The sequence below is a fragment of the Microcoleus sp. B6-A1 genome (assembly GCF_036705085.1).
In the GTDB taxonomy this organism is placed as follows: domain Bacteria; phylum Cyanobacteriota; class Cyanobacteriia; order Cyanobacteriales; family Microcoleaceae; genus Microcoleus.
Genome location: NZ_JAUBTU010000026.1, coordinates 55886 through 82771, shown reverse-complemented (window position 1 = coordinate 82771; position 26886 = coordinate 55886). Strand labels below are relative to the sequence as shown.

20 protein-coding genes are annotated in these 26886 nt (G+C 47.5%); 9 read left to right on the top strand and 11 right to left on the bottom strand.

Translation table 11 applies throughout. The annotated features are described in order from the left end of the window. Window positions 1-45: 45 nt before the first annotated feature. Window positions 46-3372 (bottom strand): two-partner secretion domain-containing protein, encoded by a 3327-nt coding sequence (locus QUB11_RS12120; protein WP_333203202.1) that lies wholly within the window; start codon window positions 3370-3372, stop codon window positions 46-48. A 909-nt stretch (window positions 3373-4281) separates the two neighbouring features. Between QUB11_RS12120 and QUB11_RS12115 the strand changes: the two genes are divergently transcribed. From QUB11_RS12115 to atpC, 3 genes are all read left to right on the top strand, one after another. Further along, window positions 4282-5100, top strand: coding sequence for a PEP-CTERM sorting domain-containing protein (locus QUB11_RS12115; protein ID WP_333203198.1), 819 nt, complete (start codon window positions 4282-4284; stop codon window positions 5098-5100). Window positions 5101-5219: 119 nt separating this feature from the next. Then, window positions 5220-6677 (top strand): F0F1 ATP synthase subunit beta, encoded by a 1458-nt coding sequence (atpD, locus tag QUB11_RS12110; protein WP_333203196.1) that lies wholly within the window; start codon window positions 5220-5222, stop codon window positions 6675-6677. 163 nt (window positions 6678-6840) lie between these two features. Then, window positions 6841-7248, top strand: a complete 408-nt coding sequence (gene atpC / locus QUB11_RS12105) for an ATP synthase F1 subunit epsilon (RefSeq protein ID WP_006635885.1) — start codon at window positions 6841-6843, stop codon at window positions 7246-7248. Window positions 7249-7337: 89 nt separating this feature from the next. Here the strand turns inward: atpC and QUB11_RS12100 are convergent, their stop codons facing one another. Continuing rightward, entirely contained in the window at window positions 7338-7637 is a 300-nt protein-coding gene (locus QUB11_RS12100) for a DUF7734 family protein (protein ID WP_333203194.1), read from the bottom strand. Between the two features lie 633 nt (window positions 7638-8270). Between QUB11_RS12100 and QUB11_RS12095 the strand changes: the two genes are divergently transcribed. Beyond that, window positions 8271-11666, top strand: a complete 3396-nt coding sequence (locus QUB11_RS12095; protein ID WP_333203192.1) for an ATP-binding protein — start codon at window positions 8271-8273, stop codon at window positions 11664-11666. Window positions 11667-11714: 48 nt separating this feature from the next. On the opposite strand, the gene QUB11_RS12090 is transcribed toward QUB11_RS12095, so the two are convergent. The 6 genes from QUB11_RS12090 to QUB11_RS12065 all read right to left on the bottom strand — a co-directional run bounded on the left by QUB11_RS12090 (window position 11715) and on the right by QUB11_RS12065 (window position 16349). Further along, window positions 11715-11987 carry a peptidoglycan-binding domain-containing protein gene (locus QUB11_RS12090; protein WP_333203190.1) on the bottom strand — a complete coding sequence of 91 codons (273 nt, stop codon included), beginning with the start codon at window positions 11985-11987 and terminating at the stop codon, window positions 11715-11717. 221 nt (window positions 11988-12208) lie between these two features. Further along, complete coding sequence (locus QUB11_RS12085; protein WP_333203188.1) at window positions 12209-12490, bottom strand: peptidoglycan-binding domain-containing protein; 282 nt, start codon at window positions 12488-12490, stop codon at window positions 12209-12211. 389 nt (window positions 12491-12879) lie between these two features. Then, complete coding sequence (locus QUB11_RS12080; protein ID WP_333203186.1) at window positions 12880-14334, bottom strand: hypothetical protein; 1455 nt, start codon at window positions 14332-14334, stop codon at window positions 12880-12882. A 264-nt stretch (window positions 14335-14598) separates the two neighbouring features. Next, a complete protein-coding gene (locus tag QUB11_RS12075) occupies window positions 14599-15219 on the bottom strand; it encodes a DUF3177 family protein (protein WP_333203184.1) in 621 nt (206 codons plus the stop codon). Between the two features lie 400 nt (window positions 15220-15619). Next, a complete protein-coding gene (locus QUB11_RS12070) occupies window positions 15620-15856 on the bottom strand; it encodes a Calvin cycle protein CP12 (RefSeq protein ID WP_333057930.1) in 237 nt (78 codons plus the stop codon). Between the two features lie 259 nt (window positions 15857-16115). Continuing rightward, a complete protein-coding gene (locus tag QUB11_RS12065; protein ID WP_333203182.1) occupies window positions 16116-16349 on the bottom strand; it encodes a hypothetical protein in 234 nt (77 codons plus the stop codon). A gap of 265 nt (window positions 16350-16614) precedes the next feature. Between QUB11_RS12065 and QUB11_RS12060 the strand changes: the two genes are divergently transcribed. After that, window positions 16615-17850 carry an FIST N-terminal domain-containing protein gene (locus QUB11_RS12060; protein WP_333390644.1) on the top strand — a complete coding sequence of 412 codons (1236 nt, stop codon included), beginning with the start codon at window positions 16615-16617 and terminating at the stop codon, window positions 17848-17850. Between the two features lie 222 nt (window positions 17851-18072). On the opposite strand, the gene QUB11_RS12055 is transcribed toward QUB11_RS12060, so the two are convergent. After that, the gene (locus tag QUB11_RS12055) at window positions 18073-20154 is read right to left on the bottom strand and encodes an iron uptake porin (protein ID WP_333203180.1); all 2082 of its coding nucleotides are present in this window, start codon (window positions 20152-20154) and stop codon (window positions 18073-18075) included. Between the two features lie 757 nt (window positions 20155-20911). On the opposite strand from QUB11_RS12055, the gene QUB11_RS12050 reads away from it, so the two are divergent. Next, a complete protein-coding gene (locus QUB11_RS12050) occupies window positions 20912-21085 on the top strand; it encodes a hypothetical protein (protein ID WP_333203178.1) in 174 nt (57 codons plus the stop codon). A 94-nt stretch (window positions 21086-21179) separates the two neighbouring features. Next, window positions 21180-22124, top strand: a complete 945-nt coding sequence (locus QUB11_RS12045; RefSeq protein ID WP_333203176.1) for a hypothetical protein — start codon at window positions 21180-21182, stop codon at window positions 22122-22124. A gap of 58 nt (window positions 22125-22182) precedes the next feature. On the opposite strand, the gene QUB11_RS12040 is transcribed toward QUB11_RS12045, so the two are convergent. Continuing rightward, a complete protein-coding gene (locus tag QUB11_RS12040; RefSeq protein ID WP_333203174.1) occupies window positions 22183-24273 on the bottom strand; it encodes a hypothetical protein in 2091 nt (696 codons plus the stop codon). A gap of 121 nt (window positions 24274-24394) precedes the next feature. Between QUB11_RS12040 and QUB11_RS12035 the strand changes: the two genes are divergently transcribed. Both QUB11_RS12035 and QUB11_RS12030 read left to right on the top strand, forming a co-directional pair. Then, the gene (locus QUB11_RS12035) at window positions 24395-24736 is read left to right on the top strand and encodes a hypothetical protein (protein WP_333145119.1); all 342 of its coding nucleotides are present in this window, start codon (window positions 24395-24397) and stop codon (window positions 24734-24736) included. Window positions 24737-24838: 102 nt separating this feature from the next. Then, entirely contained in the window at window positions 24839-25081 is a 243-nt protein-coding gene (locus tag QUB11_RS12030; protein WP_333145118.1) for a hypothetical protein, read from the top strand. 203 nt (window positions 25082-25284) lie between these two features. Here the strand turns inward: QUB11_RS12030 and QUB11_RS12025 are convergent, their stop codons facing one another. Further along, window positions 25285-26856, bottom strand: a complete 1572-nt coding sequence (locus QUB11_RS12025; RefSeq protein WP_445300767.1) for a CHAT domain-containing protein — start codon at window positions 26854-26856, stop codon at window positions 25285-25287. Window positions 26857-26886 lie beyond the last annotated feature (30 nt).

Genomic DNA, 26886 nt, shown 5'->3' with positions numbered 1-26886 from the left:
GCTATATATTGATTCCATGGCTTTATGCCTCCCAATTTAAAACTATTAAATTTGTCTAAATATCTGCGGAATGTGGGTTGCACCTGTAATGTTTCCATCGACTGCAATTGTGCCAGCTTGCATTGTGACGGGGAAATTAAAAGTAACACCAGCGGGGTCAATTGCGAGATCCCCCGTCCCATCCGTGCGCCCGATAATCATTTGGGAAAACCCAGTGATGATGGGAGGCGCGAGTTCAGCACTGCTGAGATTCAAACGAGCGTCCTTAGTATTGCCGCCCACAGTAATATCTAAAGTGGGAGTAAGCGGCTCCAACTGGATAGTCCCAGTCCCTTTAACTTGACTTGTTCCTGGCAATTGAATTTCATCGCCCGTCAAAGTGACCTTGCCGCCTAAACTCGCCTCAATTACACTCTGGGTGAGGTTAATTGCAATGGAATTGTTGTTAGCCTTTCCCGTGAGGCTAATATTACCCGTTCCCGTAGCTTGCACCCTGTCACGAAGATCGGTCGCTGCTAAGTTAATCCCGTAGCTGTTAAATGCAGTCCCTACACCGGTACCGGTTAAAACAATATCTCCATTCTCTGATCGTACCGTGCCCTCGCTGAGCGTGATGCCGGAATTACTCCCCGTCCCTGCACTGCCCGTCCCCGTCAACGTCACCTTTCCCAAGGCTGCGGTTTGGACTGTACCAGTTATAACTATGCCCTCGTTGGTAGTCCCAGCCCCACCGCCTGTACCAGTCACACTGACATCTCCAGAGAGCGCTTTCACTGTGCCGCTAACAAGTCGTATCCCTTGATTGCTATCAGTCCCATTGCCCCCAACACCGCTGAGAGTCACATTCCCGGTGCCTGTGGACTCCACCACCGATGCCGTTGCCGTTATCGAAATGCCCATGTTGTTGCCCGCGCTCCCCTGGCCTGTTCCAGTTAGGGCAATATCTCCATTCTGGGATCGGACTATGTTCTTATTACTACCAGCAACATTTGGTAGAAATATATCTATCCCTTTATTGCTTTCCGTGCCATTTCCCCCCGTGCCGGTGATGGTGACAGTCCCGTTCCCCGCCGTTGACTCCACTGTAGAGCTGTTTAGATAAACGCCGGTGTTTTCATTTAAAGTTCCAGCACCTTTACCCGTCAGGCTGACATTTCCCCCAGCCGATCGCACTATACTCGTGTTGGTAATAGATATCCCTCGATTATTAAATGTCCCGTTGCCGCCAGTACCGTTGAAAGTAATACTTCCTGTTCCGAGCGATTCCACTGTACTGCTGTCAATAGATATCCCTTTATTACCATCTGTCCCGTTCCCGCCAGTACCGTTGAAAGTAATACTTCCTGTTCCGATCGATTCCACTGTGCTGGTGGTATTAATGTTAATCCCGTTGTTGCCGTTTCCAGTTCCGTTACCTGTGCCAGTCAGGGTGATATTTCCATTAGCTGAAGTCACCTTAGATGTACGTGTAACAACAATACCTTCATGGGGGGTGAATACGCTGCTGCTCCTGCCAGTACCATTGAGGGTAATATTCCCGCTGCCAATAGTTTGTAGTGTGGCGCCCGAAATCAAAATACCATTATTCTTTCCTGTCGAAGCTTCTCCACCAATACCATTTAGGTCAATTTTTCCACTTCCGGCATTAATTGTGCTGTTCTGGATATCGATTCCCGGCCCGAATAAACTATTCCCCTGACCATTACCCAGGAAATTACCACCATTAGTATCGATCGTCGAACCTACGATACTGACAGCACCACCGTTTAGATTATCACTATCAGCATTCAAAGTAATATTCCCTCCCTGAGTGGTGATACTGGTATTATTAATATTAATATTATTATTAGCAGTCAGAGTCAGGGAATTACTATTAGCCCAAGAGATCGGCGCGCTGACGGTAATATTACCTTGATTAGGAAAATCCGACGCAGTGGAAATAGTCACATTTCCCAAACCTAACTGTGTTTGCAGCGTCCCATTATTAATTGTAGAAGTACCCGCCGAGGGCGTAAATGCTCCCCCTGCTAAAGTGCCGCCTGCATCCGCACCTTCGATAATAGTGATATCAGTAGGATCTAACAATAAAGTTCCAGCAATCCCAAAGGTCGATCGCAAATCAACTAATCCTTGAAAATCCAGCGATTGCTTTCCAGACACTTCCGCAAAGCCGCCATTCCCAGAAAACAAGCCACCTCTGGCAGTAATATTGCCATTAAAGCGAGTAGTTTCATCCGCCCAAACTATGACTCGCCCGCCATTCCCATTACTAACAGCATCAGCATTAATTGTGGAATCGCTGCTAACAAAAGTCCGCGAAGCATTGGGCACAGTCCCCAAACCCTGATAATCTCCGCCAATCAGTACAGTACCGCCACCGTTAATCCCAGAAGCATCGATATTGCCTGCAATAACTCCTACTTTGTCGCCTAAAATATTTACAGTACCGCCAGTATTGCCAGAGACATTGATACTGCCGGATGCGATCGCCGTTCCCGCAGTTACCGGCACAGCAGCATTCCCTGTCAACACAACTTCCCCATTGGGATTTACCGTCAAACCCGTTGCCTGTGCCACACCTTTTCCAGTCAGCAACTCCGGCAAAGATAACACTGGCTGCGTCCAATTGTTGGGCAGCGAACTTTGATTTGCTGTCGGCTGAATATCCAAGCTCAATAAATTTCCAGCTTGACTAATTCGCACCAAATTGCTGCCCGGTACGGCGCCGATCAAAATATTGCCGCTAGGCGCAGTTACCTGACCAGTATTGACAACCGTACCGCCAATTAAACTTAAACTTTGGCCTGGTGTCACCGTCAGATTGCCTGCATTAATTATGCTTCCCCCTGGCAAATTTGTAAACGCAAAACTATTCGGTGTCCCGATGAAAGTTGCCCAATTGTTATTGCCGATCGCACTAAACCACTGATTATTACCAAAACCAATCCCTGTCGCCGTAGTAGCATTAAAAGATCCCGGCACGTTGAGACTGGCATTCGGCCCGAAAATTATGCCAGCAGGATTCATCAAAAATAAATTGGAATTCCCGCCCGTAACTTGAATTAAGCCATTTATTAAAGAAGGATTACCCCCAGTAATCCTTCCCAAAATATTTTGAATATTGGGATTAGTCAGAAAGTTAGCCGTTTGAGCCTCGCTGAGGCCAAACTGAGTAAAACTGTGAAAAAGATTAGCCCCATCTCCGCTGAAAGACCCCCCGGAAATGTCGTAGCGGTTGCCGTTGGGAGTAACAACTGTGTTAGTGCCGTCCGCTGCGGGGGCGATGGGTTGCGCGTTGGCCGAACCCGCCGCTGCACTCAGCCAGCTAACAATGAATAACCATCCGAGCAAATGTAGTTTGTTGGGTGTCATTGTGTTTAAAGATTGTGCTTAAAGTGCGATCGTATTTATTTCTCCTCTTTTTACTCCTAAAAATTCCTCATGTCAATAGGAGCCGCCTATTTTGGGTGATCGAGTAATTAGGACTAAAAAAGGAAATGTATGTTTTTAATTACTATGATTTACGTAAAAGCAGTTTTTTTTACTAGGAATCAGGCGCCGGAAATGAAACTTGGATTCTTTTTTTGACTTGCACTGCTTCCCTGACCCAATTACCTTAAAAAACCGGGTTAAAGCGTCCGGGACTGTGGGGAAAAATATGGCACAGAACGCGAGGTTTAGGGGTTTAAAAAACTATGAATTTTAGTCAAAAGTACGTAAGTACCGATCGCCTGTTATACAGCTTGCTTAGAGGGGCAAAAAACTCGCTCAAATCCCTACTCGCGGTCGTCCCCGCTTCTTTCTCCATCGGCCGAGCAGCTTGCAGCCCGCTTTCAGGAGCAACGAACCGAACAGCCGACTTTCTCTCAAAAACTTTATATTTTATGGATGAACTTTACCAAAACTTCATAAAGCTAGAGTAAAAATTTTATGTATTTTTGATGAAAGCCAATATTTGCAAGTCTTGCACTCAACTTTAGACAGTTACTAAAACGAAGTAAATATAGTAGGTTGGAAGTCTAGGCAGGATGAAAATCTTGCTGTTACAGATTAAACTGTGTCAATCTGGTGTCAGTGAAAACTCTTAGAAGAAGCACTCATTTACTCCAAAACACCCTTAAGTGAGATCTGTCTGTAGATTCACTGGTGTGGAGCCTCTTCTTTAGGTTTGACGATCGTCCTAAATATCGCAGGCTCGCGATCGTCTATTCGCGTCACGGCAACATGGCATTTAGGGCATTTTCGGCCTTACTACCTAACAATACAGGAGGAATCAGGGTTATGACTACCTTAACGCTAGTCAAAAAAACATCTTTTACAGTCGCCAGCTTGGCAACCACAATGTTGCTCAGCATCTGCACGCCCGTCCGAGCTTTCATGTTTGGCACGGACGGCATCCAGTTTGATCGAGATACCAATATAAACTTTACATTCGACCAATCTCACGGCAATTACCAGTCGAGCTTGTGGGTAGCCCAAGCTGAGTCAGGAAACACTGGCTACAGCAACATCGCCAGACTGTTTTACGAGAGCCAACCCTCAGATAACGGCAGCGCCAATGAATGGAAGGGAAGCTTCGGCACGGCTGTCACCTCCGACAACGGCTCCATCACCCAAACCGTCACATTTTTGAAGGATCAAATTTATGCCCTGCTGCTGTGGAGCGACACGGGTAGCGGCACACCTTTCGAGCAATACGTCTCGTCGAGTACCTTCATGAACAGCCCCCAGTGGTGGGCCGCCAGCAGCCAGTTCCGAAGAGATGAATGTCTAGTGACGGGATGTCAGCAAGCCGTGTTTGGTAACTTTATGCTCGACTACAACTCCAACGGCTCATTTACCAACATCAACGGCGGTAAAGGCCCAGAGCAATTTTCATCCGTCACAATAGGCCAACTGGCTCAGGGCATACAAATCTCCTTCGACGATGCAGGAGGAGGAAACGACTTGGACTTCCAAGACTTCAGCGTGTCGGCTGAGTTAGTCCCCGAACCAGTCCCCGAACCAGTCACACTATTCGGGACTATCCTGGGGATCGGGGCTTTGGCTGCAGCTCGCCGGAAAAAAAGCGAGGGCAGTAACCATAAAAATGACTCTTAACCAGCCCCATACAAATCTAAATAGTGCGTCTGTTCAGTGGTAATCTGAGGAATAGCATTTCTAAATGTTAAGACTTTTTCCATAACGGGAAAAATAGCATCCTAACAAAGGCACTATTCATGGTATCCACCGCAACAAAAACGAACGTAGGCTACATCACCCAAATCATTGGGCCGGTTGTAGACGTAAAATTCCCAGGCGGCAAACTGCCCCAAATCTATAACGCTCTCACGATTTCCGGCAAAAACGAAGCAGGTCAAGACGTTGCCGTTACCTGCGAAGTTCAACAACTGCTCGGAGACAGCCAAGTGCGTGCAGTTTCCATGAGTACCACCGACGGCTTGGTGCGTGGCATGGAAGTAGTAGATACCGGGGAAGCAATCCAAGTTCCCGTCGGCATCCCAACTCTGGGCCGGATTTTTAACGTCATCGGCCAACCCGTAGACAACCTCGGCCCGGTCAATACTTCCGAAAGTATGCCCATCCACCGCAACCCGCCGGCTTTCACCGAACTGGAAACCAAGCCTTCGGTGTTTGAAACTGGGATCAAGGTGATTGACCTGCTCGCCCCCTACCGTCGCGGCGGCAAAATCGGTTTGTTCGGCGGCGCAGGCGTCGGCAAAACCGTGATTATGATGGAACTCGTGAACAACATCGCCAAGGCTCACGGCGGCGTGTCCGTGTTCGGTGGTGTGGGCGAGCGCACCCGCGAAGGTAATGACCTCTACAAAGAAATGATCGAGTCGGGGGTTATTAACGAAGAAGACCGCAGCAAATCAAAAATTGCTCTGGTTTACGGTCAAATGAACGAGCCGCCTGGTGCTCGGATGCGCGTGGGCCTGTCGGCTCTGGCAATGGCCGAATACTTCCGTGATGTCAGCAAGCAAGACGTGCTGCTGTTCATTGACAATATCTTCCGGTTTGTGCAAGCGGGCTCTGAGGTATCGGCTCTGTTGGGTCGGATGCCTTCGGCTGTGGGATATCAGCCGACTCTCGGTACAGACATGGGCGACTTGCAAGAACGGATTACTTCGACTACCGAAGGTTCGATTACTTCAGTTCAAGCTGTGTACGTACCTGCGGATGACTTGACTGACCCCGCACCGGCTACGACTTTTGCTCACTTGGACGCTACAACTGTGTTGTCTCGCGGCTTGGCTGCGAAGGGGATTTATCCTGCGGTTGACCCACTGGATTCTACGTCTACGATGTTGCAAGTTAGCGTTGTCGGCGAAGAACACTATGGTGTTGCTCGTCAGGTGCAGTCTACTCTGCAACGCTATAAGGAATTGCAAGACATTATTGCAATTTTGGGCTTGGACGAGCTGTCGGAAGATGACCGCTTGACAGTTTCTCGCGCTCGCAAAATTGAACGCTTCTTGTCCCAACCGTTCTTTGTGGCGGAAGTGTTCACAGGTTCCCCTGGCAAGTACGTCAAGCTGGCAGACACCATTAAGGGCTTCCAGATGATTTTGGCTGGCGAACTTGACGAATTACCGGAACAAGCTTTCTATTTGGTGGGCGATATCAACGAGGCGATCGCCAAAGCTGAAAAAATGAAAGCTGACGCCAAGTAATTTTAGTCATTGGTCATTAGTCATTGGTCATTAGTCATTGGTCATTAGTTGTTAACTGTTAACTGTTAACAACTAAGTGACTGATGATGGCCGACGGCTGACTAATGACTAATTACTAATGACTGCTGACTGCTGACTAATGACTAATGACTAAGGACAATTTATGACATTAACTGTGCGCGTAGTGGCCCCCGACAAAACTGTTTGGGATTCTAATGCTGAAGAAGTAATTCTGCCGAGCACCACAGGCCAACTGGGTATCTTGAGCGGTCACGCTCCAATGTTGACAGCTTTGGATACCGGAGTGATGCGCGTCCGTCCCGGCAAGGAATGGGTGTCTATTGCTCTGATGGGTGGCTTTGCAGAAATCCAAGAAAACAAAGTTACTATTCTTGTCAACGGCGCTGAAAAAGGCGAAACCATTGATAAAGAAGCTGCTCGTACTGCTTACACCGAGGCAGAAGCTCGTTTGGAAAAGGCTACTAGCGGCACTTTGCAAGAGCAAATTCAAGCTAAGCAAGCAATCAAACGCGCGAGAGCTCGTTTCCAAGCTGCCGGCGGCACGCTCTAGCGCTAAGGATAGGAACACGGCTTTTGTAGTAGGGACACAACATTGTTGTGTCCCTACTGTTTTTCTCGCGTTGTGTCCCTAATGTTTTGCTAAACTCCCGCCTCGGACAATAGAGATTGCATTGTTTCCCAAGATAACCCCTGCTGAAGATAGCGGGGGTTATTTGGATTGTAGGGACTCTGGAGCCGATCGATACTGATGATTTTTGCTTCCTCCGGCAAAACAGGAACCTCTGGATCGAAAGCGGTCGATCGCGTCAGAGAGCTAGAAAAGCCTTTAAAAATAGCAATTTCATCGAATTCGCCGTCAATTTCGGCCTTGACGATTAAAACTTCGTGCGATCGTTTTACCGTGTATTGTTCCAAGCGACGAGCAATAGAGTCAGCCATAATAGATAAGTTGGTGAGGATTAAAATTTAACCTTTCGCCCGGTCTAGGAGTAACTGCCCACAATAAAATTGTGCCAGATGTGAGATATAATATACCTTGATTTAGTAGCCACTTTCAGAGACTGCTAGCCAAGTATTTAGCCAATTATTTATCTTTAATCGACCTTTTTTAACCTATCCAACGACAAGGAGCTTTTCAGAAAATTGTACTCTTACTTTACACTCGATACAAAACAGCGTTTCCATTGTCATTAGCATTAATTAAACAATAATTGCTTCTCGGCTCTATCGAAAAACAAAATATGTACCGATTTGTCAATCTCATCATGGTAAAAAGTAAAAAATCTGCGGTGTCGGTGCTTGAAATGTATGAAACTGAAACCCAACATAACATTTTTATTGTAGCCGGCCGCACATTTATCTGCTACTCATCTCTATTTGAATCGGTTTAGGGAAATGTTGAACTGCCAAGGCTAGAATTGTCCAAGATACCTGGAAAGCCCGTTTTCTGGTCTCCCAGCTCAATTTATCTCATTTTGTTCAGCAATTCTCTGTCAAAAGTGTTTACAACTATTAAGACTGGTGGAGCTTTGAACCGAACATAAACTAATAATTTTAAGCTAAATTACTGCTATGTCAAATCTTTCTCTCAACCGTTTAACTGCTAAACTTTCAAGAAAAGTTACCCTGCGAACCGTACTCATAGTTCCGTTTGTCTTGCAAGTATTTGCAGCGGTGGGTATTGTGGGATATTTATCATTTAGGAACTCTCAAAGAGCAGTGAATGACCTTGCGGCTCAATTGATGGGGGAGGTGAGCAATCGCATTGAGCAAAATTTGAGAACTTATCTGGAAACTCCGCACCAAATCAATCAAAGCAAGCTGGATGCAGTGAAACTGGGTTTTGTGAACATGAAAGACTTGTCAGCTTGGGAAAAATATCTGTGGCGGCAAGTGCAATTATATCCTTATATCAATTTTACATCGATCGCTAATTCAGATGGAGAATATCGCACTGGCGAAAAGATGTCTAACGGCACTTTATTGATTAACGCATCGGGCCCATCTACAAATTTTGATTTTTATTCTTACAATACTAATGATAGGGGCGATCGCACCACAGTAGCCGCCTCGGTCAAAAACTTCGACATCCGGCAGCACCCTTCCTACGCCTATGCTGCTCTAGCAATCAAACCAACTTGGAGTTCAGTTTATATATCCTTCCTAGAACCCACATTGATTCTCAGCGCGCTGCAACCAGTTTACAACAGCCAGAAACAGCTAGAAGGAGTATTAATTGCTGCGTTGCGTCTCGACAGTATCGGTCAATTTTTAAACAGCCTCAAAATAGGTAAATCCGGTCAAACTTTTATTATTGAAAGGAACGGCACGCTGCTGGCAACTTCCACACCCGAAAAACCTTTCCGCACCCAAAACGGTCAAAAAGAACTGTTTAAAGTTACAGAAAGCAGCGATGCAGTAACGCAAACTACAGCTAAATATTTAGAAAATCACTTTCAAAACTTGCACCAAATTACCAAATCGGAACAACTCAATTTTGAGATAAACGGGAAGCAGCAATTTTTAAAAGTCCTGCCATTCCAAGATGACAAGGGTTTAGATTTGTTGATTGTCGTCGTCGTTCCAGAAGCCGACTTTATGCAACAAATCCATGCCGGCAACCGAACTACAGTGTTGCTATGTTTGGCAGCTTTGGGCATGGCAAGTGTGTTAGGAATTCTCACTTCTCGCTGGATTATCAAACCTCTTATAAAATTAAAAAATGCAGCAATAGCTTTATCTGAAGGAGAATTTGACCAAACTGTAAAGCTCGATCGCTCCGACGAGTTGGGCGTACTTGCCGCTGCTTTTAACAGCATGGCAGCACAACTGCAAACATCTTTTACTGCCTTAGAAACTAAAAATACCGAATTGCAGCGACTCGACAAACTGAAAGACGAATTCTTAGCCAATACTTCCCACGAACTCCGCACTCCCCTCAACGGCATTATTGGGATTGCAGAATCTTTAATAGACGGTGCTACCGGACAACTGCCAGAATCCACAAATTTTAACTTAGCTTTGATTTCATCATCTGGCAAAAGATTGTCTTCTTTAATTAACGATCTTCTGGATTTTTCGCAGCTCAAACACAAAACAATAGAACTACAAATTAAGTCCGTCGGGATTCGAGAAATAGTCTCTGTAATTATCACTTTGTCTCAGCCATTAGTAGGCAAAAAAAACTTGCAGTTGATTAACTCAGTTGCTCCTGAATTGCCGCCAATAGCAGCCGACGAGAATCGCTTGCAGCAAATACTTTACAACTTAATCGGCAATGCGATTAAATTTACCGAAAGTGGTCGAGTAGAAATTTCCGCAGAATTAGTAACGGGCAACGCACAATCACCCCTTAATTCCCAATTAGCCATTAATGTATCTGACACCGGTATTGGCATCCCCGAAGATAAATTAGAGCGAATTTTTGAATCCTTTGAACAAGCTGACGGTTCCACTGCTAGAGAATATGGCGGCACTGGTTTAGGGTTAACTGTTGCCAAGCAATTAGTGGAATTGCACGGAGGTAAAATTTCGGTATCTTCAACTGTTGGCGTCGGTTCCCAATTCACCTTTACTTTGCCCGTATCTGAGAGTCAGCCGGAATTTAGTAGCATACATCCGCGTTTAACCGAGGGTTCTCCCATTTTAATTAATCCTGCATTTGCGGGCAAATCCTCTATAATAAATTCTCAGCTATCAGACAATAGCGACTTGCTAGAAAGTGAAAAATTAAAAATTTTGGTAGTTGATGATGAGCCGATTAATATTCATGTCATCATCAACAGTCTTTCTGTAGAAAACTACAAGATTACTCAAGCGAGCAACGGCTTAGAAGCTTTAAACCTGATGGAATCAGGATTTAAGCCAGACTTAATTTTACTCGATGTAATGATGCCGCAGATGACGGGTTATGAAGTGTGTCGAGAAGTTCGCAAAAAATACTCGCCTTTAGAAATGCCGATTCTGATGCTGACGGCTAAAAATCAAACTACTGACTTGGTAGAAGCTTTTAACTTAGAAGCAAATGATTATGTAACTAAACCTTTTATAAAAAAGGAATTGTTGGCGAGAATTAACACGCAAATTCGCCTAGCCAAACTGAATGCAGCCTACGGCAGGTTTGTGCCACACGATTTTCTAAACTTGCTGGAAAAGCCGAGTATTATTGAAGTAAAATTAGGCGACAATCAGGAAAGAGATATGACAGTGCTGTTTGCGGATATTCGCTCGTTTACGGCGCTTTCCGAAAATATGACACCGCCTGAAAATTTTGCATTTATTAATACTTATTTGGGAAAGGTTAGCCCTGCAATCAGGAAAAACAACGGGTTTATTGACAAATACATTGGTGATGCAGTCATGGCACTGTTTCCTACATCTCCTGATGATGGTGTACGAGCAGCAATTGATATGCAGAAAGAAGTGAATATCTACAACCAGCAGCGAGAAAAAAATGGCTTGTTTCCGATCGCGATCGGCGTTGGTTTGCACGCGGGCAATTTGATGTTGGGTACGATTGGCGAGCGAGAACGGATGGAAAGTACGGTGATTGCTGATGCAGTGAATCTCGCGTCTCGTTTGGAAGGATTGACAAAGGTTTACGGCGCGGGCATTCTAGTTAGCGGTGCAATTATCGATCGCCTAGACGATCCAGAAAAATATAAGTACAGATTTGTCGATCGAGTAACGGTGAAAGGAAAGACAAATGCTGTGTCGGTGTTTGAAATTTACGATACAGAACCAGAGCAGAGCATTGTACTCAAGCAGCAAACTGCGGAAGTTTTTCAAGAAGCTCTCAATTTTTACTACGAGCAAAAATTTGTTGCCGCCCAAAAAGTATTTCAGAATATTTTACAAATCAATCCAGACGATCGGGTAGCAATGCTGTATTTCAAACGAGCTCGCAAGTATCGAATGTACGGAGCCCCGGAGGGGTGGTCCGGCGTGGAAACTTCGACGGAGAAATAGGGCGCACACTGCACGCCCTACTCTCTTTAAAAGATGCTTGCACAAACTTTAAAATATAGTTGTACAAACTCCCAATTTATTCCAAGTTTTAGGGCCGACAATGCCATCAGCAACGATTTGTTGTTGCTTTTGAAAATTGATGACTGCTTGTTCGGTTTTCGGGCCGAATCCTCCATCAGTATTTAAAGAAAATCCCTTGGTGTTCAAGAGTCGCTGAAGGTAGCGAACGTCCTCATTTTGGGTGACACCATCGTTGCGTTTGAGTAGGGGAAAATAACGGCAGGAAGGTAATTCAGTGCGAATGGCGTTTGTGGTTTGCATGGTTTGATTCTCCATTGGTTGTTTGCAAGTGGTTTGAAAGCAGAGAAGTGCGGGAAAGATGTTAATTAATAGTCCTGGATGCACTTTTGACGGGCACAAACAAGGTTTGAGCTTCGCTCAACCACCAGATTTTTTAGCGTTTCTGGGGGCGTAAAGGAAGTATTGCTGTGAAAAAACCCAGTTTCTTGCTACCCGTGCGCCTAGGATTAGTTAACTTGGATTTAACATCCAGGTTCACCTGTATAACAAGCGCCTAATAGACTCCAAGTTTGAGGGCCGACAATGCCATCAACACCAATCTGATTTTCCTTTTGAAATCTGATGACTGCTTGTTCGGTTTTTGGGCCGAAGAATCCATCAGTTGCGACGGGATATCCGTTTTCAACTAAGGATTGTTGGAGATAGCGGACGTTTTGATTGGCAGTGGTGCTATTATTTCGTTTCAGTGTGGGCAGTGAAGAGCAAAGAGGTAATTGAGCGTAAATTGAATTTGTGGTTTGCATGGTTTGATTGGGGATTAGTGGTTTGCAAGTCGTTTGAACTTGCTATTCCCCAGTTGTAGCTGTGGGGGGAAGTGCTTTAACAGTCGCTTTTTATAGTGACGCTTATTTGAGGTAGCTCAGATGAGTGACAGGCAGCTATCAAATCCGTTTTGTACAAATTAATTGTCAAAGGCAAACAGCAGCGAATTTCCATTTTTTATTAACTTTTAGCATCTTTGCCGCAAGCCCCACACCATACCTGTAGGGCTGTTGGTGTCGGGACGGATAGGCAGATTGACGTAGGGAAAGCTAGGCAATCAATCCTGTCACGGTGTAATCGCTCCACTGTTGTATAAGCTGAGTAAGGGTCTTTTCTATAGAGGAGGAAAAAATACTGTATTTAAAGCTAGTTAACCATTTGAGCGAAAAGGGCGATCGGGAAAATTGGTTTGGGGTTGCGACTTTAACTTAGAAGTGATATCGTAGTATCGGTAGATAGTAGACTTCCGGCTGTCAAACAACTTGAGAATTGAATCAATGACAATTTCTGTAACTATCGGGTTAAAGTCGGAAATAAACTCGTCGGCGTTGAGATTTTCTCGAAAAAATTCCTTAGCTCGATCGCACTGATAGCGCATTTCGTCAAAGCCAACAATTTTTACCACAAACGTTGTCAGGGGCGAACTCTCCAAATCGGTATTAGAAGTGCTTTTAGCCCGCCCATTTTCTAATAAATTCAATACTTCCGCTTCTAAACTAATTTTAGGTTTATAAGGTTTCTCTATTTCTGGAAAAAAGCTTTCCAGGCGCACGCAGTTAGGAACTTGAGCCGGAATTCCTCCCATCATCATCGCCAGAGAAACCTCAATCCCCAAATCCGAAGAAAGAGCTTCTAGCAGGGCTAGGGCAGACAGTTTGCACCCCAAATAAAGCTTCGCAATTTCGAGATTGTACTTAGCAGTAGTTTCCCACCGCTGATAGGTGCGATCGTCTGGATATCCCTCAAACTGTCGGAAAATTATTTCTGGCTTGAGATAATTCAGAAAACCTTCCATCTTCACCAAAGCAACTCGGTAGTCGCGAACCGTGTAAAAACCCCAGCAGATGAGATTGTGATTGGTTTCCGGCAGTAAATTCCAGGTATTTGCCAAAAAATGGGCTGAACTATGGTGAGCAAAACTCATCACATCCCGGTTAGAGATTCGCACAGCTTTTTTGACCGTTTCCCGTATTTCCTCGTCCGTTAAACTGAGGTTAAACAGGCTATTTATTGCTTGCAAGCGCTCATAAAGGCGCTGGCTTACCGTTACTCCCGAATCGGCGAGGCGAAAAGGAATGGTTGCTTCAATGCAGCCTGCAATTTGAAGCAATTGCTCGCGTTTGAGAAATGGTTCTAGAGATTTTGCTGCTACCACAGCGCTGAGAAATTCGTTTTGTCCGGCGAAAGGATTGAGGACTTCGCCCGGTTCAAAATTGAATACCAGCATTACCATCTCGAAGATAGCATCCGCTGGCAGTTCAGATTGATCTCGAATTTGTAGTTGTTGGTTAACCTCTTTTGCAACAGGAGTGATGTAGTAGCTGACGTTAAAGTTAATGCTGCGATCGACTTGCAGGTAGACGGTATCGTGAAATAAAGCTGCCAAAACCTCGATCGCGTCTTCATCTCCCCCCACATCAAAAATATGTTCGGGAGTGTGAAAAAACCGCCAGGGCCCCATCATCGGCTGAACAATGAGTTCGGCAATCCGAGCGAGTTCACTTGGTTCGACTTTTGCTTCCAGGCGATCGATCGCCCAAATCAGCCTGTCTAAGCACTGTAAGTAGGCTTGTTTGCTATCCATCACAGTCTTTCCCAATAACATTACTGTCAGTCGATTTTAGATTTTAGATTTTAGATTTTAGATTTACTCCACAGATGAATCTGGAAGCTTGAACCTTAGTCTAAAATTGTTAGATATCCACGACTGGAGTCCACGGCTTGTATCCGTTTTTGGGCGGGTCACGTCAGCCACCCTGCTGTTAGTTTGATTTGGTTCTAGATCCGGCGGTTTTTATTTGGGATTTATGAGCTTTTTGTGGAATACTTTAGCTGCCATTTAGGAGGGAAATACTAACTTAAACTAAACTTAATTTCCGGTAGCTGACCTCCCCTGTTTTCCGAGTCTAATTAGCACAAAATATGACAAGTAAATTACATAGATTGCTAAACCTATCAGACCCAACAATCCCAAAAATTGAGGGTTTGCCGTAGGGTGAAACATTTGTTTGTACAGCCAAGGTGGATCTAACCAAACGCGGCAAAAAGGTTCGTCAATTATCTCAATTTGAGATTTAAAGGCACAGCTTAAGAAGGGAAGTTGAGCTAGTGCGCCCAAACCGCTGTAAACAGTAATTGCCCACCGCCAAGCTGTAAAAGCCAGTTTCAGGGGCGACTGCGGTCGATCGGCAATTTCTTCGTTTAAATCCTCCCAAAACCACAGACTAGCAGGAATTAATGCCCTCCCAATCACCGACGATACAAAGCTCACAGGCAGCGCAGCCATCATCAGGTAAAGTGTAATTGCCAGCAAACTCGCCACCCGCCAATAAATAATCGACAAACGGACGATCGCCTCAGCTTTTGCCACAACAGCCCAAATCAGCACTACCAGCGGGATCGAAATTGTTAATAACACAGACAACCGATAATCCATCCAGACTAGCGGTTGAAACCAAGGCCCGGTGGCTGCCAATAAAAGACTCAACATCTTTGGGAAAATATACTCACTTATTTGTCACAAATTTTACTACAAAAATGCTAAAAAATCAGCAACCAGAACAGGGTCTTAATGTTTTAGTTACTGCTACATTTTCTAAGGTACTTGGCGCGCTTTGAAGGCTACTTGAGACACGATAGACGGCAATATGCTGGGTTAAAACTGTTTATTCCTCAAATCTCGCCTTCCCATCCCCCTAACCAAGGCGCGCCACAGCAAATTATTGTCCCCCTTGGTTCGGGGAGTGGGGAGAAGCTGCCTGATTTTAACCGTATTGGGATAGAGGGCCAATCTCGCCATTATTTCAAGGCTCAACCTCTAAAATAAAATTCTCCCGCGCCAAAAGTTAGATTTCGGCGCGGGAGGGAAGGCATAGAGCTAAATGGCTCGTTTATTCCTCGTAGATGCGGCACTCAGCAGCGTCAGGATTGTCGTCGCAAAATTTTTCAAAGGAATTCTTAGGTTTGACTTGCTTTTGGTGGGAAGCTTCTGCTTGCAGTTCTTCAACTGCGTCCCACGCCGCCGCGCATTCCCCGGAAGTTGCGCCCTTGAGGTCACAGACGGTACGAGCGCTTTCTAGTTCTTCTTCAATTTTCTCTTGGATGTTGACGGAGGGTGTTGTTGTCATAAAACTTGTTGGTAGGAAAGTGTAGGAGAATATGGTTGTCCCCGACCTATTTCTAGGTAATGTTAGCACGGGCCTTTGTTTAGTGAGCTTGTTCGGCTAACGGCACGTCCTTAACCCAAATAAAGATGTTTAACCGTTAACGACAGAGCAAGGGACTAGCTAAGCAGCCGCTTGGTGTCATAACTCAAAAAACGTAGACTTCTAAAGTATACGGCGGGTCAACTGTGGTTTAAGTCTTAGGCTCGAAGCGAGCGTGTCTTTAGACCTGGATCGTTGACCTTATTAAGTAAGAAAGGTTTTCTTTTTGGATGTTAGTTTGGGTGGGATTTGCTGTTTCTGTCTGGCGACCCCAGCTAATAATAGCTTGAGATGCGCTGCTGTTGCAGCAGCCCAGAGAGAAACCATCCATAACTGCGATCGCAGCAGCCGTCTCTACTTCCTGTTTCACTAGCCCGTAGGCGGGTTCTAGTGCACAGGCATCAATGTAGGTCAAGCTGACCTTACTTTTGATGAAAACATTACACGAGGTTGGTGTGTCAAACTGTATTGAGCTTTATCTTTTAAGATTTAGCTGAATACGGCATTTAACACTAAACAGATTAATGGGACACTCATGTTAACTTATGTTAACACAAGAACGGCAATCGATGGGGAATCGATCGCCCAAGAATAGCGTCCCCCCAGTGGCCAGTTCCGGTTAGCCTAATGTATAGAGATAGTTTTATAGAGAAGTTTGCCTTATGTACACCCAAAACCAAATGCAATGGGTCAGCGCTTTATCAACCCGTCCCTCTTTGGAATCCGCCCTCAAAGAAGTTATAGAACAAGCCGATCGCGACCTAGAAGGCCCGGCTGATTTAGCGCTGATATTTATCTCATCTGCCTTTGCCAGCGAGTATTCTCGGCTGATGCCTTTACTCCGAGAACTGCTGCCAGTACCCGCGATCCTGGGCTGCGGCGGGGGAGGAGTCATCGGCACGAATCGGGGCGGCCTCACCGAAGAAGTCGAGGGATCTCCCGCAGTCAGCCTGAGTCTGGCGCGCTTACCGGGAGTGAATGTCAGAACTTTTCACGTCGGTGCAGAAGAACTGCCGGACTTAGATAGTCCCCCGGATACTTGGGTGGATCTCTTGGGCGTGCCGGCCCAGGAAGAACCGCAGTTCATCATCTTGGCAGACCCCTTTTCCGCAAAAATTAACGATTTGCTACAAGGGCTAGATTATGCGTATCCCGGCGCGGCGAAGGTAGGGGGACTCGCCGGGGGGGATGGTGCGGGCAGGGGCGCGGCGCTGTTTTGCGACTATCAGCTTTACCGAGAAGGGACGGTTGGGGTAGCTTTGAGCGGCAATATAGTTTTGGAAACGATCGTAGCTCAAGGCTGCAGGCCGATCGGGCATCCTTATCGGGTGACGGAAGGAGAGCGGAATATTTTGCTGAAACTCGAAGAACAAACCGACGATACGGGCAGCGCGGGCATCGAGCGATCGCCCTTAGAGGCCCTGCGAGAGTTAGTTCAAACTTTGAGCGAAGAAGACCGAGAATTAGCTCAGCACTCGTTATTTGTAGGCTTAGTCAGCGATGAATTCAAGCTGACATTAGAGCCGGGAGATTTTTTAATCCGCAATCTATTGGGAGTAGATCCGAAAGTGGGAGCAATTGCGATCGGCGATCGAGTCCGTCCCGGACAGCGCATCCAATTTCACCTGCGGGACGCGCGCACCTCTGCAGAAGACCTAGAAATGCTGCTCGATCGCTATCAGCGGGCCGCCGAGTACAGTGGTACATCCAGCGCCGGTGCCTTGATGTTCTCTTGTCTGGGGCGCGGTGAAGGGCTTTACGGCGAATCGAACTTTGACTCCCGACTGTTTGGCCGATACCTCAAAAACATTCCCCTGAGTGGCTTTTTCTGCAACGGCGAAATCGGCCCCGTCGGCGGTAGCACATTTCTGCACGGCTACACCTCCGTATTCGGAATTTGTCGCCAAAATTCATAGTTTGTGAACTGTTGACTGTTGACTGTTGACTGTTGGCTGTTGGCTGTTGACTGTTGACTAATGACTCATGACTAATGACTAATGACTAATGACTCATGACTCATGACTGTTGACTGTTGACAATCTAAAATCTAAAATCTAAAATCTAAAATCGCCTGATGACCAATAAATAAAAGCGGCAGTCGCCTGCCGCTTTTAGCTTTAACTAGATGTCTGGAAACCTTAGAAACTAAAGGTAGTACGGAGGAGTCCGACCCAGATATCGTCGTTGTTTTTGTTGTGTTCGGGATTCATAATCACGTAAACGCCCGGTGTCACTGAGATAAAGTCATTGACTTGGAAGCGATAGAAACCCTCTAAGTGATAAGAGGTGTTGCGATTTCTGGCGACATCACTCTCAGTAACTTTTGGCGGTACACCGAAGACAAAACCGAGGACGTTGCCTTGTCGGGCAAAATCTCCCAGGGCCACAGTGATAGCACCATTCTGGATGGTAGCGTCATTGTTGCCGCCCCGCAGTTGTTCAGCCTTCGTATAACCGTACCAACCGCCAATCTGAAAGCGACTGCTGGGTTTGAAGTTAACTTGCACGCCAAAGTTATCTGATGCCGTGGGTGATTGATCGAAGGGCCGGTTAGCCAAGGCACTGCCGACGCCGCCCATGAGGCTAACATCGCCTGCCCGATTGTATTTCCGAGTGTAAGTCAAGCCCAAGTCAAACGGTCTGCTAAAAAAGCCGATCTGACCCAGAGCGCTGAAAGAACCGTCGAAAACGCCCCTGCCGTCTGCTGGGTTGGGAGCATCGCCGTCGCCGGCGAGATAGCCTGCGGTAGCTCGGAGGCTGCCCAAGTTGAAACTTACACTTGCGCCTGCTCCCTGCGGGCCGCGGAATACGGCCGGGTTACGAACTCCAAATCTGGAAAGTGAACCGCTACTCGTAGAGTTACCAAAGGTAGAAGCCTGGTCTGCAATTTCATCTAGGTCAAGTCCTTTAGGACCGACAAAGACTGTAGCGCGACCGACCGGGAACCGATAGTACAGTTCGTCTAGTGTGAATTGGCTGCCATCATCGCCGTCAAAGGCCAAGCGAGCCATGTTGGTACCGGTAGCGGTGGCTCTATCGTAGCGGGCGGTGTTGACTGCTTGCAAGCGGGTTCTGAGCAAGTCTCGACCGGTGAAGCTGGTGTTGAAGTTCAAGCGCACCCGGTAGCCGAAGTTGGTAGAGGTTTTGTCGTCGTCAAGGCCGACACCATCTCCGAAGGTGTCGCTGACGGCAAAAATAGCTTCTCCTGCCAATTTGGTCGTGGTGGAGAACTGGTTGGCTTCGAGTTCTGCGGTGCGAGCTTCTAGACCGTCTACTCGTCCGCGCAGGGTAGCGAGTTCGGCTGCAAATTCTTCTTGCAGGCGTTGCAGGATGGCTAAGTCGTCTCGGGTAACCAAGTTACCTGTTGACCCAATTAGTTGGGTTATGCTGTCTAAGCAAGCGTTGACGCCGGCTGCAAATTCGTAGCGAGTCAGGGCGCGGTTGCCCCGGTAGGTGCCGTCGGGATAACCTACGATACAACTGTAGCGTTCGACTAGGGATTGCAGGGCTTGGAACGCCCAATCTGTCGGCCGCACGTCGGATAGCTGAGTGACTGATGTCACCTGGGACATGGTTCCCGACGGTTGGGCAGGCAGCGCTTGGGGAGCAACAGGGACGATGGGGCCGCCCATTCCGGCGGCTGGTGTCTGAGCAATTTCTACCTTAGTAGCTGGGGTAGTAGCTGGGGTAGTAGCTGGGGTGCTGGCGACTGCTGGCACTTCAATTTTCCCAGGGGCTTCTGTCTGGCTGATTTGCTCGGCCAAGTCGGATGCTTGGGGCGAGGGTTCGGCTGTGCCTGCTGCTGCTAGGGGTTCAGTCACTGCTGGGGCGCTGACCGGAGCGATTGGGGCTGCTAACTCGAGGTCGCTCCCTGTTGTTTGCAGTGTTGTTGGCTGTGTTGCCGCTGCTGCTTCGCTGGTTTGTGGTTCGATTGAGGCGAGTTTTTCAGCGTCTGCTTCGTTAACGACCGGGGTTTGGGCCGCTTCTACGCTGTTGTTTAAAGCCAGCTTTTCTGGGGCAGCAGGGGCTGCTGCAACTGGTTCTGCAACTATTTCTCCAACTATTTCTGCAATTTTTGACTTAGATGACTGAGCTGTAGCTAGCTGGTTGGCTTCAGCGGTTGCGGTCACTTCTGCGGCGATCGCAGTGGCACTCATGACTGATGATAGCCCCAGAATTGCCGGGGATACTAGCAGTAAATTCCAAAAAGTTCTGTTCATTTTCCTCACACCTTCACACTCTATTCAACTCGACGAGCAGCAATTCCCAACTGCTAATTTTTGTGGTTGCTTGCCTGTTGACAATAACTGCCAAGATAGAACCTATCCATAACTGTTGATTCACTGTTGATTCACAGTAGGCGTGTCTACTTCTGCTTGAACGTAGGGGGCCCACCCCTTATACCGCCCAGGCATCAATTCAGGTCAAGCCCACATTACCTTACGGTTGATTATACCATCACCTGCTAATTTCATCTCTTGATCGCCCGACTTGCTTGAGTTGCTCTGCGGGCGATCGACAAATGGTTCTACGGGTTCGACCACAATCTGCCTCTAACTGACAACTGCCGAGAGTCCTCGGTTACGCCAGACTTAACAGACCGTTATAGGTAGGATTGTGGCTGCTTGTCGCATCCCTTATACAGCTTTATATCCTCTAATGTCAAGCTTTTTAACCTAACTTTAAACCTCGCGACCCGGCCGGGGCTATTTTCCCGCCATGAGTGGGGAACTGAGACCTAAAGGCTGGTAGATTTACCCGATCCCACCCAAAGTTCAGGCTTGAACAATTTTGGTTTTTCGATGCCCGCTGCTGTCGGGACTTGCCAGGACGATCGCCATTTTTGAGACTAACCCTCGGCGGGTTTAATTTCCCGCTATTTTAACACAACTTTTTTGTTGTTTGAGTGCGACGGCAACTGCTGGTGCTTAACCCGCTGTTGGCGCAGGGAAAGCTCACTTGCTTGAGAGAACAACTATGCCCAAGATTCCTAGCGGTTTTAACGATGTTTTTGCCTACGGACGATCGCAGGAGTTTAGTGCTAAGCTGGCGAAAATGCAAAAGTCGAAAATAGAGCTGCTGTCAGAACAAAGAACCCAAACGCTGGGGGTGAGCCAGTTATACCATTTTCGCTTTTCGATTGTCGATTAAAGAATTGGGAATAACTGAGGACATACAAGTTGGAAACACGGGCCTAGACTTGCATTATTTTGGATAACTGGTATTAGTAAAACAGTGAGGGTTTATGGAAGATTTTGGTATTATTATTGCCTGCTGCGACCAAGATTATCTGTTTGCTAAGGGTTGCTGTGCTAGCATCCGCTATTTCCTGGGAGATGTGCCGATTTGTCTGTTGATTGACGGTACCTTTTCTGTGAGTGCTTTGGAAAAATCCTATGGGGTGCGAGTTATAAATCGCACAACTGTTTCTGAAGAGGTTCTCAGGAAAAGAAGTTTTGGTTGGGGCAAAACTAAAATGATTGCTTTCTGGGAAAGTCCTTGGTCAAATTTTATGGTTTTGGATGCCGATACGATCGTCTGGGGCGATGTTCTTAAGTTGGCTAATTTTCAAGAGTTTGATTTTATTGTAGACAAGCCTTGTTACGATTACCCGGATGCGGATGTTTCGGAATTTTTCTTTGACATTCCGGGCGTTGAGAAGCATTTCCCGAATTTTCGTTGGTCGGAATCGCGATCGAACTATTTCTGCACGGGTACTTTCTTTGCTAAACGCGGCGTTTTTAGCTTGGAAGAATACGTGGAAATTTTAGATTTTACAGCGGCAAATCCGGGGATATTTAAGTACGGAGAAATGGGGTTTTTGAACTTTATGATTTTCCGGGCGGCGCAAGAAAAGCGGCTGCGGGTGCAGAATGTGGATATGCAGTTGTTGGTGCCGGATTTTGACCAGGATTTGTTGAGAAAGCGGTTTCCGGTTGAGTCAAGCGGGCCTGCGGGCGATCGTACTCAGGCGACTGTGATTCACTGGTGCGGGCCGAAGCCAAGTTTATCTAGTGGGAAAGTTTACTCGGAACCAATGAATTTTTGTCGCCGCAAGTGTCAGGAAGATGTTTGGAACCGCACGGGTGTGGCTGCCGAGATGTCGCTGCAAGTTGAGGATTTACAGCGATCGATCTACGTGTATAAGAATAAGTTTAAGAAGAAGTTTCGGCAGTTGGCTGGCAAGTAAGTAGGATTTTTTAACCGCAGATGTCAGCGGATGAACGGGGATGCAGGCGGATTTGGGCTTACCCTTCGAGGGGTAAAGTTGGCCCGGCTGGAGGTAAAACTTGGCGGTGAACGCTTATTTTGTGGCTTTCCCGCTGAGTTTGCATTTCGACGGCGATCGCCTCAAATTCGACTTCCATGCAGCCGTAGGGAATCTCTAACTCGACACTTGCTCGAACATTTCCAAACCCGTTAGCTTTAAATTCGGTAATCCAGCGCGGGCCGTCGAGAATCAGGTAGGTTTGTCGATCGTACACCCAAACTTTCACATAAATCCGGGGCATTAATTCGGGAAGTTGCACTTGCACTTTTACAGCCTGGCCCGCGATGATTTCGGCCCGCGGCAATTCCAAAATCGGCATCGGTACTAACTCGTCTTCTGGCAAAACGTAGGGAGTCGGGGGATTTACTTCTGCTGCGACAGTTGCGGTTTTTTGAGCAACTTGTTTCGGTTGCGGGGGCTCGTCAAAAACGACAAATTCTCTGGCTTCTGGGCTAGTGGATTTGGGATCGGAATTTGTTTCGCTGGTTTCGGGTTGCTGCTGGGTTGGGCTGCTTTCTTCTTCCACAACGGCAATTTCGTCGCTGCTATTTGCGGCGGCTGTTGGATTTGGTGACAGGGTGGTTGCTTTGAGCCAGTCGGGGGATTCGCCGTTGCTGGCTAGGGAACTCAGTCGCGACCAAAATCGACTTTCGACGTTTAAGGTTTGAAATGCCTGTTTTGTGGGTGCTGGCGGGGTTTCTGGGGCTGTTGTTTTTAATTCAGGGCTGTTTTCGGGTTTTTGGTCGATCGCTCCGATTTCGGCTGTTTGAGTGGGATTTGAGATGTCTGAGGCTTTGGTTGGTGGGTCGATCGACTCTGGGGCAGTTTGAGGCGAATCGGAGATTTCCGACAGCAATTGCGATCGGCTGCTGTCGGGCAGTTTGTTACCGAATGCGGGCAATTCTAGGCCGCCTGCACTTGGGGTGTGACGCGAAGCCAGTAGAGGGGGTAGGGCTTCCTTGCTTGGGGCTTCAGCGGGGGAGGGAGGGTCTAAGGATTTTTCTACTAGCTTGAGGAAGGATAGATTTTTGGCGTTTCCAGGCTGTTTTGAGGCTGTTGGGGAGAGTTCGGCTTGATGCTTTTCTTCGATGAAATTGTCTTTAATTTCCTCTAGAAGGTGCTCTAAACGGGCTGTAATTGTGAATAGTTTGGTGGCTAGGGTGACGCCGCCGCTGCTGAGAATTGCTTCTCCTAAAATTAGGCGGCTTTTGCACTCGGTTGGGATGTAGGTGACGCAGGCAAAGATGCAGGGGGGAACTTGTTCTGGCATCGGCTGCTGGATTTCTGCGAGAATTTTTGAGGTTTGGGGGTCACGCAGGTAAATTTGCAGTTGTGCGGAACCGATGAGTTGTTTGAGTTCGAGTGCTTCGGAGTCGGGGATGAGAGTTGCTGTTTTTCTGCTTTGTTGGGGGTGTTGGGGAATGTCGATTTTGCCGGAAATGATTAAGGGGCGACCGAGTTGGGTGACGAAGGTTTCTCGATCGAGGAGGAGTTCGAGTTGGACGCCCGGTTTTGGTTCGGGGGTTTGGGGAATTGGGAATTGGTAGATTTTGGTTTGCTGCGGTGCCTCAGCGGCTGCTGGGATTTGGGTTGGTGCGGGGCGATCGACCGGGGAAGCGATTTGTGGGGCTGGGCGATCGACCGGTGCTGCTATTTGTGGGGCTGAGGGGGAAGCGGCGGGTTCGATTTGGTCGATCGGCGGTAGGGGTTCGGAGGTTTCCGATTCTGCGGGCAATACTTCCAACTGAACGCCGTACTGCCAAGGTTTTAGTGGTGTTGATTTGGGATCTGGCAAGCAGGAGAGTTCCCACAGTCCGGGTTTGAGCCTGGTGTAGGGAATGATCACGACTAATCCTTCGGGGTTGGTGCGGGCCGATCGGCTTTGGACTTTCCGCTGCGCCCCTTGGTCGAAGGAGGTATGGGTAACGCGAATTTCGATGTCGGTGTTGGGGTGCTGAATACGAGCAACCACGCGGTATTTACCTTCTAGAATTTCCACGTCGGAGGTTTCTAGGGGCAACCAGGCGCGATCGCCCTCTTTCTGTAGCAAAAATTCTAATTTTTTCATTGTTGTTTCCCCTTGAAGGCTCCCGCTCGATCGCAAGTTGGTGGTTTATTGAGCGACAGCTACAGATATTAAATTACTTTATGTTGTATAGCCTATCATCTGTCTCGGTCAAGAGCCCTGCTTGCGCGCTCCCGTAAAGTCTTCCTTGCGATCGTCGGTACAGCCTTGCACCGGACAAGGCAACGTCGTTTCCCTACGGATATTACGTACAATTATCGCGCAGTGCGATCGTCTCCCTGTCAGCGATCAACTTACCAAACATCTGGTAGCATCTCACATCAAAAATCTCATATCGATTGACGGCTGCCCCCCAAAGCGGCTACGCTGTGAAATTAAGGTTGCTTTGCTTGCAGAGGAAGCAGCCCGCGTCGCCCGAAAATCTAGTTGCACTGCCCAAAGCTGTTACCAGCAGCAATGGACAGCTAACCGCCAAACTGAGTACACCAGTATGGAGGCTAGTTGAGAATCGTAGCATTCTCTGTAGCCGCCCTGCTTGCGTTACCGTGCGGGGCGGCTGGGTTTTTTGGTTTTTCTAGAAAAAAACCAAAAACCAGGAGACCATATTATGTCACAGGAATTCTTGCCTGACGATAACTTGTCCGAGCGTCCAAATTCCGACTCAGCAGCATCCGAACAAGAAGTCGTGCAAATCACGGTTTTAGGTTCCCGCAAGGCCGTGTTAGAAACCATCCACACCTTATATCGGCTGGGATTTGCGGCTGTTGGCGATTGGAGTCCGCCACAGCGAGGCGCACAGCCGGGACAAGTGATAAGTGTCCTGATTCGCCGATCGTCGCGCAAAGCCTAGTCGAAATTGGGCGGGCCTCATAGGCGATAAGTCCAGGCGCATCTAAGTCGGGACTTATATCAATTCCGGTTGCATCGGAATTAATATCACCCGAAATCAGGATACGGCGAGTGCCTAAGTCCCTACAATAAATCTGGCGTAGGGAAACGGCACTGCCGTGTCCTCGCTGATCATTCCGGCGCAGCCGCCGGAATTGATATAACTTACCAAGGACTGCCGATAATGCTGAATGCTGCCCAATAATACGGATGGGATAAATCTTTGCTGTCGAGTTTGGGGATGGACGGGGGCAAGGGAGTGTCGCCTCGCGCACTTCGCAGTTGACCGCCTTCGATCGTCACTTTGCCTTCGATCGCGGCAATTTGTGCTTGCCTGAGAGCTTCAGCTTTAATGATTGGAGGGTCGTTTGGCCTGCGGATTTTTAACTGCTGGTAAAACTCTGTCATCAAGGCGAGAGTCCCCGCATCGCTGACGTACCACAGGCTGGCGAGGGCTGATTTTGCTCCTGATTGCAGCGCTAAGCCGGCAAATCCGAGTTCTGCTTCTTTGTCTCCCAAGGCGGTTCTACAGGCGCTTAATACTAACAGTTCAAGAGGCGGATTGTTCCATTTTAAATCTCTCATTTGATCGAGGCCGAGTTGGGTGTCCCAAAATTGAATGTAGGAGTTATTTGGGGTTCCGGGGCGGAATTCGGCGTGGGTGGCGAGGTGGATGATTCCGTATTTTTGTTGCAGTCGCTGGGATTGCAAGTTTACTATGGTGAAGTCTTGGTTGAGAAAGGATTGACCGGGCCACTGTCGGGCGATCGCGCCTAGTTCTAAGGGCACTGCTGGCAGCGGTTCTTTGTTCGCCGTTTCTGCGAAATCAGATGCTCCCATTGCTAGGACTTGCACGTTTCTGATGTCGGTGTAATTGCTGTCTGTGAGTTTGAAGGCGGGGATGCGGGCGAGGCTGTATTTTTGGATCAGAAATTGCTTTCCGTCGTGCATTGCTGCTAAGGGTACGGTTCGCAAACCTTGGCCGACACAGAACAGCAAGGTTTCAATTTTTGCTGTTTGCAAATCAGTTTCTAGGGGTGCAACTATCCATTTGTAGAGTTGTTGGGCTGGTTCTAGATAGGTGGTGGTGTTTAGTTTTACGGGGTTGGTGATTTCGCTACCTAATTCTTGGACTACTGAGAGCAGTTTCTCTTGTTTGGCTTCCGGGACACTGCGGAGAATGGGCGGGCGATCGGGTAATATTAAGATTAATTCTAGTTGGTCGGTGCGGGGGATAGCGTAAATTAAAGCTGGTTTTTTCTTGGTTTGAACTGCTAGACGGGAGAGAGTTTTTGATATTGCTTCGGCCGTTTTCGCACGGGTTTCAAAGTCTTGTTCAAAGTATGTTTGATAGTCTTCTTCCCAGCTTTCTTCGATTCTGGTTACGGCTTCGGTGAGGTTTCCCCGATCGAGCAAATTTCTCATTTCTTGCCCGTTAAGCCCGCCCTGGTCTGTGTTTTGGGCAATTGTAGCGAGGTTCGCGGTACTCCAGCAGAAAAATATTGCTGTCAAACAGTAAAAAATAGCTTTTTTAATTTTTTTCTGAGTCGTGTGTTTTTGGCGTTGCTGCTGAGATTGGTAGTGCATGATTTTGGGGCGGTTAATGGCGCCGTTGGTGGCAGCAGTTGGCAAAAGTTTGGATGTGGCTGGGAATTTTGACTGTGCTGGCGATCGCCGGCCGATTATAGCATTCAAGACCAACCCCAAATATCTACCGTAGGGTGTGGATACCAGCAGCAACAGAGGCCCCACGCCAAGAAATTCGCG